The following is a 15,772-nucleotide window of genomic DNA, read 5'->3' on the forward strand; positions in this document are numbered from 1 at the left end:
TATTTATGGAACTGCAAAAGAACCATCTCATTTTATTTCCTATTTTTGTTTTTTGGCTTGTAGTAGGGTTTATCCTACAAGTTTTCTGGGAAGTTCCTGATTTTTTAGCATTTTCTAAACCATTATTTCTCGTATTTTATGCTTTTGCTTTAGTCGAGTTAACAATGAAACAAGTCAAACCTGTCAGTCGTTATTTTTTTGCACTTATAATCGTTTGTTTAGTAACTTTTTTTATTGAAGCATGGAGTGTGGCAACAGGATTTCCATTTGGAACCTATCATTATTCCGCGATACTCGGCCCGAAGTTCTTTGGAGTTCCGATAACGATTGCGCTTGCATGGGTTGGCGTATTACTAAATAGCTTGTATGTTGCTACACAAAGAAATAAACACCTTCGTGCGATAGAGACAGGTATATGGATTGTTGTCATTGATCTTATTTTAGATCCTGTTGCTGAAGCTTCTTTATTTTGGGAGTGGGGAGGTAGCGGATCAGGCGGATATTTTGGTATACCTTTAAGTAATTTTATTAGTTGGTATATTATTGGTGCTGCTTTGTCTTATTTGTTCCCTCTTTATTCAAAACAAAAACGTACACATCGAAAAGTCATCTTTGTTTTTCAAGGGATGCTATTTATGTTTGGGATGATTGGTGTTCGTTTAGGACTAATTATGATTGGAATACTGAGCATCTTGTTTATTTTATTAATAGAAGGTAGGTATCAATATGATTACCGCAAACAAAAATAAGCAATTTGAGAAGCTATTCTATACTTACTTGCAACGTTATCTGTTGAAAAAGAATCTCCATACGATTTACCTTGAAGGTGAAATAAGCGTAGATTCCAATACACCAGTTATTTTTATTGCTAATCATAGCTCCTGGTGGGATGGTTTATTGTTATTTTATTTAACTAGCAAAAATCAAGACAGCAATTTTTATATTATGATGGACGAAGAAGGGTTGGAAAAATACCCTTTTTTTCGTAAGCTTGGCGCCTATTCGATTAATCGGTCTCGCCCAAAGGATATATTAAAAGCACTTCAGTATAGTGAGCAATTAATGCGTGACCAAAAGTCAGTCTGGATGTTTCCACAAGGGAAAATTGAGCATCAAGCTGTTCGACCGATACAATTTCAATCAGGTATTGGCTATTTACTCCAACGCTTTGATCATGTAATAGTCAAGCCAGTAAGTTTACATTATTATTTCACTGAAGTTCAAAAGCCGATTGTGAGTATCCGATTTGGTGAGCCGTGTCATATAGAAGGAACGTCACAATCTAGATCCTATTGGACAAGTTATGTTGAGCAAATTTTAGAAAATCAAGTCCGTGCACATGAGCATGATGTCATTCATGCTAAGTTGGAGGATGCGGTCCAAGCAATGCCTTTAAGTAAGTCAACTAGTGATCATTTTGATGCCTTTAAAAAAGGAGTTAAAAAGTGGATGCCATTTTGATTGTCATATTAACCATAGTAGTCATTCAATTTGTGTTTGTTTGTTGGAATGTAACTATGTTTGTTAGACCTTTAGAACGAATAAAGCAAGCACCAACAAAGAATAGACTGTCTGTTTTAATCCCTGCAAGAAATGAAGAAGCAAATATTGAGGCATGCTTGACTTCTGTTTTATCACAAACACAAGCACCGTATGAGGTAATCGTTCTGAATGATCATTCTACTGATAATACAGCCCAGATGGTAGAAGCGTTAGCAGTAAAACACAAAGAGATCCGTTTGTTAGAAGGGGATACGCTACCAAGTGGTTGGATGGGTAAATCCTTTGCGTGCCAACAATTAGCTGACCATGCTGAAGGCGATTGGTTTTTGTTTTTGGACGCCGATGCACGTTTGGAGCCTCAGGCAGTTGAAAGTTTACTACCTTTTCTAGAAGAGCAAGGGGAAGGGATTGTTTCCGGTTTTCCTCGTCAACTGACACGTACTTGGATGGAAAAGCTTGTTGTTCCGATGATGCTATTTGTTGTTTTGATTCATCTTCCGGTTTATTTGGTTCGAAAAAGCAAGAGACCCATGTTCGCTGCGGCCCATGGTGCTTTTATTGCTGTTAACAAAAAGAGCTATTATAGGATTGGTGGGCATGCTTCTATTCGTGAGAGCTTGCTCGATGATATGCAGTTAATGAAGCGTATGAAGCAGTTCCATTTCTCAGCTAGTTTGATAAAAGTTGATCAACTAGTATCTATGCGAATGTATAACAATTGGAAACAAGTGTGGTTAGGATATCAAAAAAATATTTTTGAGGGATTGGCTCGTAATTCCTTACTATTTATATTCGTAATGAGTTATTATAGCTTCTTGTATATCTTGCCTTTAGTGCTTTTTTTTATGGGAGCAAATTTATGGTACGTTTTACTTTGGTATAGTATGGTTGTTTTAACAAAAGCGATTATTGATAAGGTCAATGGTGTGTCATTAATATATAGCTTGTTTCTCCCGTTAAGTGTATTAATTGTAATGATGATTAGTATAGATTCGTATATTCGAAGCTTCCGAAAAGTTGGTTATCAGTGGAAAGGGAGAAGGTATTTATGAAAAAGGTTATTGTTGTTGGTGCTGGTTTAGGTGGATTAAGTTGTGCTGTTCGTTTGGCTTATCATGGATTTTCCGTTACAGTAGTGGAGAAGCAAGCTACCCTCGGTGGAAAGCTGCAACAAGTAGATACAGGAGAATATCAGTTTGATTTAGGACCAAGTACAATAACGATGAAGCATGTTTTCTCAAATGTCTTTTCAGATTGTAATCGCAAATTAGAGGATTATGTTTCGTTTTATTCTATAGAGTCAGGGACAAGAAATTTTTTCTCTGATGGTCATGTAGTCGACTTTAATACCGATATAGAGCATGTACAGTCACAAATTGCAGCGTACAGTTCAGATGACGCGTTACAATATCCAAAATTTCTTGCCGCATCGAGTAGGTTTTATCATATAGCGGAACAGCGTTTTTTTAATCAGTTATTATACGCAACCAAAGCAAAGTTTTCACCAAAATTAATAAAGGATTTTCTTAAAATAAAACCACTGACATCCTTGGAGCGGTGGCACAATAGCTTTTTTAAGCATCCGAATACACTAGCAATGTTCGGTCGTTATGCCACTTATGTAGGGTCATCTCCATACCAAGCACCAGCAATTTTTAGTATGATGGCTCATGTTGAAGGAAGACAAGGTATTTATGGTATTCGTGGTGGAACGTATGCCCTAGTTAAAGGATTAGAAAAGTTAGCATTAGAATTAGGTGTGACAATACATACTAATACAGAGGTCAAGCAGTTGTTAATCAAAAATGGCCGTGCAGTTGGAGTAGAGACAGACAATACAACATTATTCGCTGATGAAATAGTGTCTAATATTGATGCGCTCACAGTAAAAGAAAAGTTCATAGGGACGGCTTCTGATTTGCATAAATTGGAAAAGAGAGAACCCTCTTTATCAGGCTTTGTACTTTTATTAGGGGTAGATGAACAATTTGAAGCTTTAAGGCATCATAATGTTTTCTTTCCGACCAATTACGCAGATGAGTTTGATGCTATTTTCAAGAAGAAATCTGTGCCGCAAGAGCCAACAATTTATATATGCAATTCAAGTGAGAGTGATGAAGCACGTGCAAAACAAGGAGCAAGTAATTTATTCGTTTTAATTAATGCTCCGTATTTGACGGACAATTTTTCTTGGACAACACAAACAACGTCAGGAATTATAAATCGTGTCCTAAAGCAATTAAACCAATTTGGTATCGATATAAATGAAGATAAGATAGAATATGAAGAACAGATGACACCACTTGATATCGCGAATCGAACTGAAGCATATAAAGGAACGATTTACGGTATGTCATCAAATAACTTTAAACAAGCCTTTTTCCGAATGCCTAACAAAGATAAGCAAATAGACCAGTTGTATTATGTTGGTGGCTCTACCCATCCTGGAGGTGGAACCCCGATGGTCACATTGTCAGGAACGCTTGTCGCGAATGAGATTATAGATAAATATTAGATAAAGGGGACTTCCATATGTCAGATTCTATTAACAAACGAAAAGCAGAACACATTGAGTTGTGTTTAACAGATCAAGTAACTGGAAAGGCAATTACAACTGGTATGGAATCGGTACGCTTTGTTCATAATGCACTACCAGAAATCGATTTTAATGATGTGTCATTAAGTCAGTCATTTCTCGGCTTTGAGCGAAAAACGCCTTTTCTAATTAGTTCAATGACTGGTGGGGCAGAGCTAGCAGAAACAATTAATAAAAATCTAGCTATCGCTGCAGAAGAGAGAGGATGGACGTTTGCATTAGGTTCAACTCGTGCCTTAGTAGAAAATAAAGAATATCGACCATCCTTTCAAATAAGAGAATACGCTCCAACGGTTCCGATCATTGCTAATTTAGGGGCAGTGCAATTAAATTATGGTTTTGGCGTAGATAAGTGTCAACAGATTAAAGAAATTACCGATGCAGATGTATTGGTATTACACTTAAACGCAATTCAAGAAGTGATTCAAACGGGTGGAGATACAAATTTTTCTAACCTTTTAGGAAAAATAGAGACACTTGTGAAAAAGTTAGATATTCCTGTTGGGATTAAAGAAGTTGGCTGGGGCATTGACGGAACTGTAGCCAACCAATTACGTGATGTAGGTGTCTCTTTCATTGACGTAGCAGGAGCTGGTGGTACCTCTTGGAGCCAAGTAGAGAAATTGCGTTCTCAAGACAAGATAAAAAAAGAAGCAGCGGAAGCGTTTGTTGATTGGGGTATTCCTACTGTAGAAAGTATTGTCTCAGTACGTGATCATGTTTCCGATATACCGATAATCGCAAGTGGTGGGATGAAGACAGGGTTAGATGCGGCAAAAGCGATTGCTATCGGAGCAGACATGGTTGGTTTTGCGCGGTCTATTTTACGCGAATCAACAGAGTCAGTTGATAAGCTGTTGGATTTAATGGAAACAAGAGAATTAGAATTACAAATGGCTATGTTTGCTTTGGGGGTTCGGGATATAAATGAACTGAAACAAACGAATCGAGTCATTATTTCTTAGAAAATGCATACAGAAACACCTCTACTTTGTTGTAATACGCAATAAAAGTTTGAGGTGTTTTTTTTATTTATAGTTAGTTAAAATGAAATAGGAATGGAGAACAGAGGATGATTCGACATATAAATGACGATTTATTGAACAAATAATATTACTAGAAAAAATATTTTCAGAAAATAGAAAATATATTGAAAAGATTCGCGTGAACGATTATAGTTAATAGAAAGAGAATTGGAGGGAGAGTTATGTCAAAAGATCTAAGAATCAAAAGTAATGTGTTTGATGATCCTAAACGCGCACCAAACAGAGCTATGTTACGTGCAGTTGGGGTAACCGATGAAGACTTCAAAAAGCCTATGATTGGTGTTGCGAGTACGTGGAGTGAAGTGACGCCTTGTAATATTCATTTACATGAGTTAGCAGAACAAGCGAAAAAAGGTGCCAGTGAAGCAGGAGGAGTGCCACTGATTTTTAATACCATTACAGTATCAGATGGTATTTCCATGGGAACAGAAGGAATGCGCTACTCTTTACCAAGTCGTGATGTAATTGCCGATTCTATTGAAACCGTCGTTGGAGCAGAAAATTTGGATGCTTATGTGGCAATTGGTGGATGTGACAAAAATATTCCTGGCTGTTTAATCTCGATTGCTCGTTCTGATGTACCAGCTGTATTTGTTTATGGTGGAACGATCGCACCTGGTTATCGTAACGGTGAAAAGTTAGATATCGTATCTGTATTTGAAGGTGTAGGTAAGCATAATAACGGTGATATCTCAGATGAAGAATTGCACGGTATAGAATGTCATGCTTGTCCTGGTGCAGGATCTTGTGGGGGCATGTATACTGCTAACACAATGGCATCTGCTGTTGAAGCATTAGGTATGAGTTTACCTGGTAGCTCTTCACACCCTGCAGAATCTCCTGATAAATATGAAGATACAAAGTTAGCTGGTGAAGCGGCTTATAAACTATTAGAACAAGGAATCTATCCAAAGCATATTTTAACAAAAAAAGCATTTGAAAATGCAATTACAGTTGTTATGGCACTGGGTGGGTCTACAAATGCTGTCTTACATCTATTAGCTATAGCACATGCTGCTGAGGTGGATCTATCTATGGATGACTTTGACCGCATTCAGAAAAAGGTGCCACACCTTGCAGATTTGAAGCCTAGTGGAAAATATGTAATGGAAGACTTATATAAAGTTGGCGGTGTGCCAGCCGTAATGAAAATGTTATACGAAAACGGTTATTTACACGGAGACTGCTTAACTGTAACAGGTAAAACAATCGCTGAAAATCTAGCAGACGCACCCGATTTAGTTGAAGGACAAAAGATTATTCTACCGTTAGAGAAACCATATCGTAAAACTGGACCATTAGTAGTCTTAAAAGGGAATTTAGCACCAAATGGAGCGGTAGCCAAAGTGTCGGGAGTGAAAGTTAAACGTCATACTGGTCCTGCTCGAGTGTTTGATAACGAAACGAAAGCAACTAATGCTGTAATGAAGAATGAAATTAACGAGGGAGACGTACTCGTTATTCGAAATGTTGGGCCTAAAGGTGGACCTGGAATGCCTGAGATGTTATCTATTTCAGCAATTTTAGTCGGAAAAGGCCTTGGAGAAAAAGTCGCTTTATTAACAGACGGACGCTTTTCTGGAGGAACGCACGGATTGGTAGTAGGTCATATTGCCCCAGAAGCACAAGTGGGTGGACCGATTGCATACCTACAAGAAGGGGATATTGTTACGATCGATTCAGAACTTCAAGAAATTACAATGGATGTATCTGAAGAAGAAATCGAACAAAGAAAGCAAAACTGGAGTGCACCACCATTGTATAGCAAAGGTGTACTTGGGAAGTATGCACATAATGTATCTTGTTCCTCAAAGGGTGCAGTAACGGACGACTTTCAAGCTTAAATAAATGCATAAAAAATAGATGTAGTTTAATCGCTACATCTATTTTTTTATTTCATATGGTTTGACTATCGATTGACCGAAAACCACTTTATTCGAACAAAGAGATGTCAAATTGGGATGCTAATGACCGAAAACCCACTTTATTCGATTGCTCCAGCAACAGGATAATCATTAGGATCAATCAACATCGATTCTCCTAAAACAAGGCTTGCTAATTGTTGTCCGAGAAATGGTCCGGTTGTTAAGCCAGATGAACCTAATCCATTCGCTGTAAATAATTGGTCAAACCCAGGGATTTGTCCGATCACAGGTAAAAACCCCGGTGTACTTGGACGGAAACCTACCCTTGTTTCAAGCACTGTACTTTGTGCTAATCCCGGTGCAATATCAAGTGATTTATTCAAAATTTCTTGTAAGCCAATTGGTGTCACACGCTGATCAAATCCTAGATTGTTTTCATGTGTAGCGCCGGCTATCACTCGCTGATCGTCATAAGCTACTAGATAATGATCACTCGGAGGCATAACAACTGGCCAATCACTTGTATCCGTGTTAGGTAATTGCATGTGCATAATTTGAGCTTTTTGAGCGTCTACTAAAAAGTTAATCCCGAGTGGTGATAGAAGTTGTTTACTCCATACGCCAGCAGTAATGATGATGCGATCTGCGAACATAGGTTGATCATCTATCAACGCATAGACTTGTTGATTTTCTTCTTTTAATGTAGCATTTCCTCGAATAAAATTTGCTCCGTGTTTTTTTGCAGCTCGTATTAATGCATCACGAAGTTTTCGTCCATCCACCCGAGCGGCTCCACTGACATGAATGGCTCCAAATTCTTCTGTAAGCGGCGGGAACATTTCTTTTACTTGATCACCAGTTAATTTTGTTAATTCCCCGATTTCTGGTGCGTCTTCTCTTCGTTTCATTGCGCGTTTTAGCATCGCATCTAGCTTTTCTTCCGAGTCCTTAATGCTAATGGCTCCAACTTGTTTATAGCCTGTATCTGATTCTCCATCTTCAGCCAATTCTTTCATTAACGTGTGGTAATAGCGAGCCCCTTCTTTAGCTAGTGAATACCATAATTTATTTCTTCGTTGTGATAACCAAGGACAGACAATTCCAGCTGCAGCATCGGTTGCTTGACCAGCATGTTTTTGATCAATCACCGTTACATCCACACCTTTTTTTGCTAAGTGATATGCTGTTGAGGCACCTAGTATCCCTGACCCAATAATAAGGTGTTTTTTCATGATTGATAGACTCCTTTTTCTCTATAAGCAAAGTATTTCTATTACACCAATGTATCACAATCAACTACTTGCAATAAACAATTATGTGATAATACAAGTTAAAATAAAATTCTCTTATTATTCTGCAAAAATTAATGGCAATTAGCAAGTTTTAAAGTGATCGAATTCCTGTTTTCGTTTAAACGCTTGTATCGGTAGTTGATTCGCTTTTTGTTAAAATTGAAAAATTGTTTAACTGTAAAAGTTGAGTTATTAAAATGAGCTATTCTATTTATTTGTAACTTGGTCATAAAAAAAACTGCACCTCCAATTGTTAAATGTATCTAATAAATGGGGTGCGTTAAATCTGTTGTTTGTCTTTTATTGAAGATGTACCTTTATCTCGTCAACTTTTGCAACTTTACCAGCTACTTTTACATCATCATTTACAACTAGGGCAGGAGTACTCATTACACCATACTTTGTGATTTCTTTAAAATCAGTTACTTTTTCAATTGAAGCATCTAATCCAAGCTCTTTAATAGCTACTTCAACGTTTTTCTGTAGTTTTTTGCAATTTGCACAACCTGGTCCTAATACTTTAATAATCATATGAAACATCTCCTTAAAATTTTATAATCACCTATTAAAATAGGAAATCTAATGCGTTAAATGTGTAACCAATTATGATAATGCCTATTGTTATGATCATGATAAATGCAGTTAATATTTTGGGTTTAACTACTTTGCTTAACATAATTAAAGATGGTAGGGATAGAGCTGTAACGGACATCATAAAAGCAAGAATCGTACCAACCCCGACGCCCTTACCAAATAAGGCTTCAGCGATAGGTAATGTACCAAATATATCCGCATAAATGGGAATACCGATCACAGTAGCGATGAGAACGGCAAAAGGATTTCCTTCTCCAATGAAGGCTTCAATGGTGGATTGTGGAATCCAATTGTGAATTAATGCACCAATACCTACACCAATAAGGATCGCATACCAAACTTTCTTAAAAATAGCTTTTACTTCATTAATCGCAAAATGAATTCGATCTTTGTATGTTAATTGTTCTAGTTCATTTTCCACATTGTTCGCTTCTAATACAAAGGACTGTACATGATTTTCTAATCGTAATTTATCAATGATCGTTCCACCAATGATAGCGAGAACGAGACCAACGATTACGTAAATAGCTGCTAATTTCACCCCAAAGAAAGAGCTTAGTAATAGAAATGATGCTAAATCAACCATCGGTGAAGATATTAAAAAGGAAAAGGTTACACCTAATGGTAACCGAGCAGCTGTAAATCCAATGAAAATGGGAATGCTAGAACAACTACAAAATGGAGTAATTGTACCGAGTAATGCACCTAGGATATTCCCCTTAATTCCTTTAATTCCTCCAAGTATTTTTTTCGTCCGTTCTGGTGGAAAGTAGCTTTGAATATAGGAAATACCAAAAATCAAAACGGACATTAAGATAAAAATTTTAATTGTGTCATAAATAAAGAAATGAATACTACCGCCTAGTTTTTGATCAACAGAAAAATGAAATACATCTTCAACTAATAAGCGAATACTAGTTGAAAGCCATTCCATTCTAAGAAATTGATCGTTTAACCATGAAAATAGTGACATTTTATTTCCTTCTTTCTTTTAATCAAGGAGTAACTTATTGTAAAAATGGAAGAACGGTCTTTTTATTCAAATAGTAAACGGTATATCTTCCTTCTTTTTGTGATCTTATGATATTCCCTCTTTCCAATAACTTTAAGTGATGAGAAATTGTAGAAGTTGGAATATTTAAACCAGAAACTATTTCGCACATACAAAGGTTATCAATTAACAACATTCCAATAATACGTAACCTTGTTTCATCCCCTAATGCTTTATAAAAATCCGCTTTTTCTTTTGTTTTCACTTCTTCTTGTAGCGCAGGTAATAGTTGTTCTGATTGATTTACAATGATTTTTGCTTCATCAGTGTTTTTTACAGTTGATTTCACATAATCACACTCCTTATATCTATTATAAAACTATTTTTCTAGTTTTATAGTTGTGAAAGTGACAATTTTGTTAAAATAAATCTGACTGAGCTCGAGAATAATGTTGATTTAGGTATATGCAATGTAACTATTTTATCAAAATGCAAACAAAATAGTATTTGTTTTCGGGTGCTAGCATGTTATAATTAATAAATATTTTAATTTATCAGATTTTTCAAATAATATAAAGTGAAGGTGGAATAGTAATGAAGTATGGTTTTTCACAACGGGTGCGTTATTTAAAATCGTCAGCTGTAAGGGATATATTAAAAGTTGTGAATAACGGAGATGTCATTTCATTTGCTGGTGGATTACCTGACGAAGGTTTATTTCCAGTCGATGCTGTTAGTAACGCTTTCCAAAAAGCAATTGAATCTAATCCAAAAGCACTTCAATACGGGGAGACAGAGGGTGTCTACGATCTAAGGAAACAGTTATCGGATCGGATGAGAAGACACAAAAAAATTATAAGGCGACCAGAGGACATCTTAATTACTTCCGGGTCACAACAAGCGATTGATCTGTTTTCTAGAATTATGTTTAATCCTGGTGATATTGTTCTAACGGAGGATCCAACTTATTTAGCGGCCTTACAAGTTTTTTCTTCTTATGAAACGAAGGTTGTACCTGTTGAATCAGATCAAGATGGTATGTTGGAGGATGACTTAGAAGATAAAATTAAAAGACTAAAGCCGAAATGCATTTATGTCGTACCAACGTATTCTAATCCTGGTGGAAAGGTATGGTCACTAGAAAGAAGAAAAGCGCTGTTACAATTAGCGAATAAATATCATGTAGTTATTTTAGAAGATGACCCATATGGTGATCTGCAGTTCGAACAAGGAGAGACACCACCAACACTCGCATCAATGGATGAAAACGAATATGTCTTATATACAAGTACCTTCTCAAAAACAGTTGTACCTGCAATGCGGATTGGTTGGATTGTTGGGCCACATCAAATTATTCGTTTAATGTCACAAGCAAAACAAGCTGCAGATCTTCATACTAACTCTATTAGTCAATATGCTCTCGTTCATTTAATGCAGGATTTTGATCTCGACAAGCATATTCAAGTGATTAGAGATACGTATTATGAACGGATGCTAGTGATGAAGCAGCTACTTGATCAAGTAAATATGGAAGGACTGTCTTACATTGAACCAAAGGGTGGCATGTTTATGTGGGTGAATATGCCAGAAATGATAAATACGACAAATTTATTACAAAAGGCGGTAGAACAGGGGGTTGCGTTTGTTCCTGGTGCACCATTTTATGTGTCAGACCCGAAAGAAAACACGATGAGACTAAATTTCACTAATGCCACACCAAATTTGATTGAAGAGGGAATGAATCGGTTAGTTACTGTCATGGAACAAGCACAAATGGAATCGATCGAGAAAGTATATTAAAGCAACATAAAAAAGCAGATAAGGTTCTTATAGTAAGAATCTTATCTGCTTATATGTTAGTCATTTGAACCAAACAATTTAGACCAAAAAGAAGTTTTTTCTTTTTTAGGTGCTTCAACCACAGGTGTTTCTTGTAAAACAATATCCTCATCACTATAATCAACTGCATGATCAAAGGTAAGTACAAGCCCATAATCTGATTTGGCATCACGATTGTTTACAGTTGTATATAAGGTGTTATGTTTACTTGCTATTTGTCGATAAGGTTTAAAAAAACGAAAAGTAATATTACCATTTAGTAAAATTCTTGCTTCTGGATTCTCTATCATTTTCTCTTCTAATTCATTTATCCCTTTAGCTTTCATTACTTCTCCTTTAGTTAATACAAAAACAACCCGTTCACGTATCGTTCCGAGAAAAATTTTACGCTCTGAAGGGTTAATTTCCTTTGCACCATATATCCCTTCTTGTAAATAATCATCTACATCTTTTTTCATAATAATTAACACTCCCTAAGAAGCTTCTCATCGTCATTATAATAGATGTATTCGACGAAATACAAATAAATTCCTTTAACTATAAGCGTTAAAAAAGCATCTCAACTAGATATTCGAGTTGAGATGCTTTCCATTTATGAAATATTATCCTTCATCTACTGGATATACGCCGTTTTCATCGTGTACTTCATTTCCTGTTAGTGGAGGGTTGAAGACACAAACCATACGCATATCTGTTTTTGCACGTAATAAGTGCTCATCATTTTTATCCAAGGCATAAAGCTGGTCTTTTTCAATTGGCCACACTTTATTGTCGCTCAATGTTACTACTTCCCCTTCGCCTTCGATACAATATACAGACTCAAGGTGATTTTGATACCATATATGCGTTTCGGTACCAGCTTTAATGATGGTGTCATTTACGGAATAGCCCATGCCATCTTTTTTTGTAATCAGGCGACGACTAATCCAATTCCCGCCATCTACTTCATGTTTGGTACCTAATACATCTTCAAGTGCTACTACTTTCATGTTTTATCCTCCTGTTTCATTGTCCACATTTACATAAATTTTTTGGTTAAAATTAGTTTGTTATTGGTTCTTTAATTGCGTCTTTAATACTTTTTTCAATGATAGCTAAGCCTTTATCTAATCCTTCATCATCAATGTTTAAAGGTGGGAATAGCTTAAATACTTCGTCACTTGGGCCAGATGTTTCCATGATTAAACCATGTTTAAAAGCGTTTGCTGCAATCTTATTTGATAATCCGTCTACATCTGTTGCAACACCAACCATGAATCCACGGCCGCGAACCTCACCTTTTATTTCGGGATATTTTTCCACCATTTTTTCTAGAAAATCGAGAATTTTTTGCGATTTAACTTTTACGTTATTTTCTAATTCATCGTCTTTCCAAAAATCAAGTGACGCTGCAGCTGTAATAAATGCATGGTTATTTCCGCGGAATGTACCATTGTGTTCACCTGGAGCAAAAATATCAATGTCTGGACGAATAAGTGTAACAGCAAATGGTAATCCATAGCCACTTAATGATTTAGACAGACATACGATATCTGGTTTTATTCCAGCTGGTTCAAAGCTAAAGAAAGTTCCAGTTCGACCAACACCAGCTTGGACGTCATCGACGATTAAAAGAATGCCCCAACGTTTACATACTCGCTCGATTTTCTTTAACCATTCAAAGCTAGCGGCATTAATTCCACCTTCACCTTGAACTGTTTCTAAAATCATGGCAGCTGGAATAGCAACACCACTACCACTGTCTTCTAAGAAACGCTCTAGATAATCAAGTGAATCTTGGTCATCTACATAATTATCGTAAGGCATGGTTACAACGTTTTGTAATGGTATCCCTGCACCTTTACGTTTCATTGAGTTCCCTGTAACGGATAATGAACCAATTGTCATACCGTGGAAACCATTGGTGAAACTAATTACATCTGTACGACCAGTAACTTTACGTGCAAGCTTTAATGCACTTTCTACTGTATTTGTTCCTGTTGGTCCAGGAAACATAATCTTATAATCTAAGTCACGAGGTTTTAAGATGACATCTTGAAATTTCTCTAAGAAATCTGCTTTAGCAGTAGAAGCCATGTCTAGAGAATGTGTAATACCATCACTAGCTATATAATCAATTAATTTCTGTTTCATATAGTCATTATTGTGTCCATAGTTCAATGCGCCAGCACCAGAAAAGAAGTCGATATATTCATTTCCGGACTTATCCCACATTTTATATCCTTTTGTTTTAGTGAAAACAGTTGGGAAACTGCGTACATAACTACGAACCTCGGATTCTAAATTTTCAAAAATTTTCATATCTTTATTCACAAATTTTCCTCCTTCAATTTTTTGCATACGAAATAAAGTATAGTATGCTATACCGTTAATCTATTTTTCAATTTGAAGCAATGGGTCCGACTCTGAACTTCCATTCTTCATCATGTGAATCGTCTGGGAATAAATCTTTGGTGAAAAACTCGCTCGTTTCGCATGTTGTGTTATGCTGATGAGCTAATTTATGGAATAACGCTTGTGACGCTTTATTCGATGGCGTGATTGTTGCTTCTACAAAACGAACATTTTCACATGCTTCGCGTTGTAATAGCTCATTCAAAAGCTTTGATGCAATTCCTTTTCCCCTTTGTGAAGAATCAACACCTACTTGCCATACGAAAACTGCATCCGGACGTTCGGGGGTAATAAATGCAGTAACAAATCCTACTACCTTTTGATCTAATTTTGCAATAACACAAGTGTCAGCAAAATATTCACACATCAATATATATTTATAAGCAGAATTTTGATCTAATGTTGAGTGAGTAACTAAATCCCACATAGCTGCACCATCTTTTACTGTTGGTTTTTCAAACTGAATAACCGAAGATGAAGCAGTTTCTTTTTGATCGTTGATGATATCTAGCTCCTTTCTTAGATAGTTACTAATTAATTAAGTCAGTATGTTTCCATTTATTATATTATAGGGAAATGGATGGAGTCGCAAATGAGGTTAAGAGGGATTATTTGCCTTAAGCTTGTAAAAATCGTGCTTAGCTGAATGAGGATAGCGTAGCTTTAAAAATGCTTGCATATTGTTAAGTATTCTTACAATTCGATCTATTTTGCTAAAAAAAACCTACATGATTGGGACATGTAGGTACGATTTATTTTTACTATATACTTTTTTTACTTCTTTAATTTTCTTTCAACTCTTGCATCTGCTTGTTTCATACGCTCTAGTGCCGCTTTGTCTTCACTGTCCGCAACCGATTGAGAAAATGTAACGTCTTCTGCTTTTGCTACGTTTTTATTATTTTTTCTGTTCATTACGACCATCCTTTCAAGATTAGTCTGTGTCATAAGATAGAAATCATTCTTCTAAAAAAAAAGAAAAAATTATTTAGAAACAAAGGAGTTGTTTGTTATCCAAAAGCGCCAAGGATAGTATTTAGCATCACCAGCGTTGTCTATGCCAATTCTTGGTCCACAGGAAATAGGGATTTGTTCTTGTATTCCACCAGCAATCCATAGAGGGGAATCGGTAAGGCGATGGCCATAATCCTCCATCGAAATCTGTAGTGCTTTTGTCAATTTTCCAGGGCCGTTCGTGAGGTGCGTGTCTTTATTAATCTTTGGACGTCTTTTTTGGATAAGTGGTAAATTATAAAATGGTTCAACTGCTCGAATTAAGACAGCTTCGGGATGATTCACCTCTCCAGAAACTACATTAAATAGACAATGAGTATGCATCGAATAAGTATAGGTATAGCCGGGAGGACCAAACATTATTTCTGTACGTTTTGTACGTTTATTTTGATAGCTGTGTGCTGCTTGATCTTGTGGACCAATATAAGCTTCTGTTTCTACAATTATTCCAGCAGTCGTTCCTTCTTTGCTTTCTTTTATTAAAATACAGCCAAGTAACTTTTTAGCCAAGTCTAATGTAGGTAATTGATAAAATGCTTTGTTTAATGAGGTGAGTTGGTTTATTTTAGACATGCAACGACTCCTTTTTAAAAAGATGAAAAACTGCACCTCCAATTGTTATTTGTGTCTAACAATTG

Annotated in this window: 17 protein-coding genes; 7 read left to right on the plus strand and 10 right to left on the minus strand. The window is 36.3% G+C overall.

Annotation, left to right across the window (positions count from 1 at the left end):
• Positions 1 to 5 precede the first annotated feature (5 nt).
• From HP569_RS07770 to ilvD, 6 genes are all read left to right on the plus strand, one after another.
• Positions 6 to 749, plus strand: a complete 744-nt coding sequence (locus tag HP569_RS07770) for a carotenoid biosynthesis protein (RefSeq protein ID WP_182200604.1) — start codon at positions 6 to 8, stop codon at positions 747 to 749.
• Entirely contained in the window at positions 727 to 1,461 is a 735-nt protein-coding gene (locus tag HP569_RS07775) for a lysophospholipid acyltransferase family protein (protein ID WP_182200605.1), read from the plus strand. Before HP569_RS07770 ends, HP569_RS07775 begins: the two co-directional genes overlap by 23 nt.
• Positions 1,446 to 2,555, plus strand: coding sequence for a glycosyltransferase family 2 protein (locus tag HP569_RS07780; protein ID WP_182200606.1), 1,110 nt, complete (start codon positions 1,446 to 1,448; stop codon positions 2,553 to 2,555). Before HP569_RS07775 ends, HP569_RS07780 begins: the two co-directional genes overlap by 16 nt.
• A complete protein-coding gene (locus tag HP569_RS07785) occupies positions 2,552 to 4,018 on the plus strand; it encodes a phytoene desaturase family protein (protein WP_182200607.1) in 1,467 nt (488 codons plus the stop codon). The genes HP569_RS07780 and HP569_RS07785 overlap by 4 nt, the downstream gene beginning before the upstream one ends.
• A 17-nt stretch (positions 4,019 to 4,035) precedes the next feature.
• The gene (gene fni / locus HP569_RS07790; RefSeq protein ID WP_182200608.1) at positions 4,036 to 5,064 is read left to right on the plus strand and encodes a type 2 isopentenyl-diphosphate Delta-isomerase; all 1,029 of its coding nucleotides are present in this window, start codon (positions 4,036 to 4,038) and stop codon (positions 5,062 to 5,064) included.
• Between the two features lie 242 nt (positions 5,065 to 5,306).
• Positions 5,307 to 6,989 carry a dihydroxy-acid dehydratase gene (gene ilvD / locus HP569_RS07795; protein WP_182200609.1) on the plus strand — a complete coding sequence of 561 codons (1,683 nt, stop codon included), beginning with the start codon at positions 5,307 to 5,309 and terminating at the stop codon, positions 6,987 to 6,989.
• Between the two features lie 140 nt (positions 6,990 to 7,129).
• Here the strand turns inward: ilvD and HP569_RS07800 are convergent, their stop codons facing one another.
• The 4 genes from HP569_RS07800 to HP569_RS07815 all read right to left on the minus strand — a co-directional run bounded on the left by HP569_RS07800 (position 7,130) and on the right by HP569_RS07815 (position 10,236).
• Complete coding sequence (locus HP569_RS07800; RefSeq protein WP_182200610.1) at positions 7,130 to 8,242, minus strand: NAD(P)/FAD-dependent oxidoreductase; 1,113 nt, start codon at positions 8,240 to 8,242, stop codon at positions 7,130 to 7,132.
• 360 nt (positions 8,243 to 8,602) lie between these two features.
• Entirely contained in the window at positions 8,603 to 8,833 is a 231-nt protein-coding gene (locus HP569_RS07805) for a thioredoxin family protein (protein WP_182200611.1), read from the minus strand.
• A gap of 34 nt (positions 8,834 to 8,867) precedes the next feature.
• Positions 8,868 to 9,869: a permease gene (locus HP569_RS07810; protein ID WP_182200612.1), complete on the minus strand. Its 1,002-nt coding sequence runs from the start codon at positions 9,867 to 9,869 to the stop codon at positions 8,868 to 8,870.
• 34 nt (positions 9,870 to 9,903) lie between these two features.
• Complete coding sequence (locus HP569_RS07815; RefSeq protein WP_182200613.1) at positions 9,904 to 10,236, minus strand: ArsR/SmtB family transcription factor; 333 nt, start codon at positions 10,234 to 10,236, stop codon at positions 9,904 to 9,906.
• A gap of 245 nt (positions 10,237 to 10,481) precedes the next feature.
• Here HP569_RS07815 and HP569_RS07820 point away from each other — a divergent pair, with 245 nt between their 5' ends.
• On the plus strand, positions 10,482 to 11,687 hold the full coding sequence (locus HP569_RS07820) for an aminotransferase-like domain-containing protein (protein ID WP_182200614.1): 1,206 nt from the start codon (positions 10,482 to 10,484) through the stop codon (positions 11,685 to 11,687).
• Between the two features lie 56 nt (positions 11,688 to 11,743).
• On the opposite strand, the gene HP569_RS07825 is transcribed toward HP569_RS07820, so the two are convergent.
• From HP569_RS07825 to HP569_RS07850, 6 genes are all read right to left on the minus strand, one after another.
• On the minus strand, positions 11,744 to 12,184 hold the full coding sequence (locus HP569_RS07825) for a YueI family protein (protein ID WP_246367001.1): 441 nt from the start codon (positions 12,182 to 12,184) through the stop codon (positions 11,744 to 11,746).
• 144 nt (positions 12,185 to 12,328) lie between these two features.
• Positions 12,329 to 12,715 (minus strand): ectoine synthase, encoded by a 387-nt coding sequence (locus HP569_RS07830; protein ID WP_182200615.1) that lies wholly within the window; start codon positions 12,713 to 12,715, stop codon positions 12,329 to 12,331.
• A gap of 52 nt (positions 12,716 to 12,767) precedes the next feature.
• Positions 12,768 to 14,039, minus strand: a complete 1,272-nt coding sequence (ectB, locus tag HP569_RS07835; protein WP_182200616.1) for a diaminobutyrate--2-oxoglutarate transaminase — start codon at positions 14,037 to 14,039, stop codon at positions 12,768 to 12,770.
• 67 nt (positions 14,040 to 14,106) lie between these two features.
• Positions 14,107 to 14,586: a diaminobutyrate acetyltransferase gene (ectA, locus tag HP569_RS07840; protein WP_281366446.1), complete on the minus strand. Its 480-nt coding sequence runs from the start codon at positions 14,584 to 14,586 to the stop codon at positions 14,107 to 14,109.
• Between the two features lie 308 nt (positions 14,587 to 14,894).
• Positions 14,895 to 15,035, minus strand: coding sequence for a YfhD family protein (locus HP569_RS07845; protein WP_182200617.1), 141 nt, complete (start codon positions 15,033 to 15,035; stop codon positions 14,895 to 14,897).
• Between the two features lie 69 nt (positions 15,036 to 15,104).
• Positions 15,105 to 15,707 carry a DNA-3-methyladenine glycosylase gene (locus HP569_RS07850; RefSeq protein WP_182200618.1) on the minus strand — a complete coding sequence of 201 codons (603 nt, stop codon included), beginning with the start codon at positions 15,705 to 15,707 and terminating at the stop codon, positions 15,105 to 15,107.
• Positions 15,708 to 15,772: the final 65 nt, after the last annotated feature.

The organism is Paraliobacillus salinarum (assembly GCF_014083865.1).
GTDB classification, from domain to species: Bacteria; Bacillota; Bacilli; order Bacillales; family Amphibacillaceae; genus Paraliobacillus; species Paraliobacillus salinarum.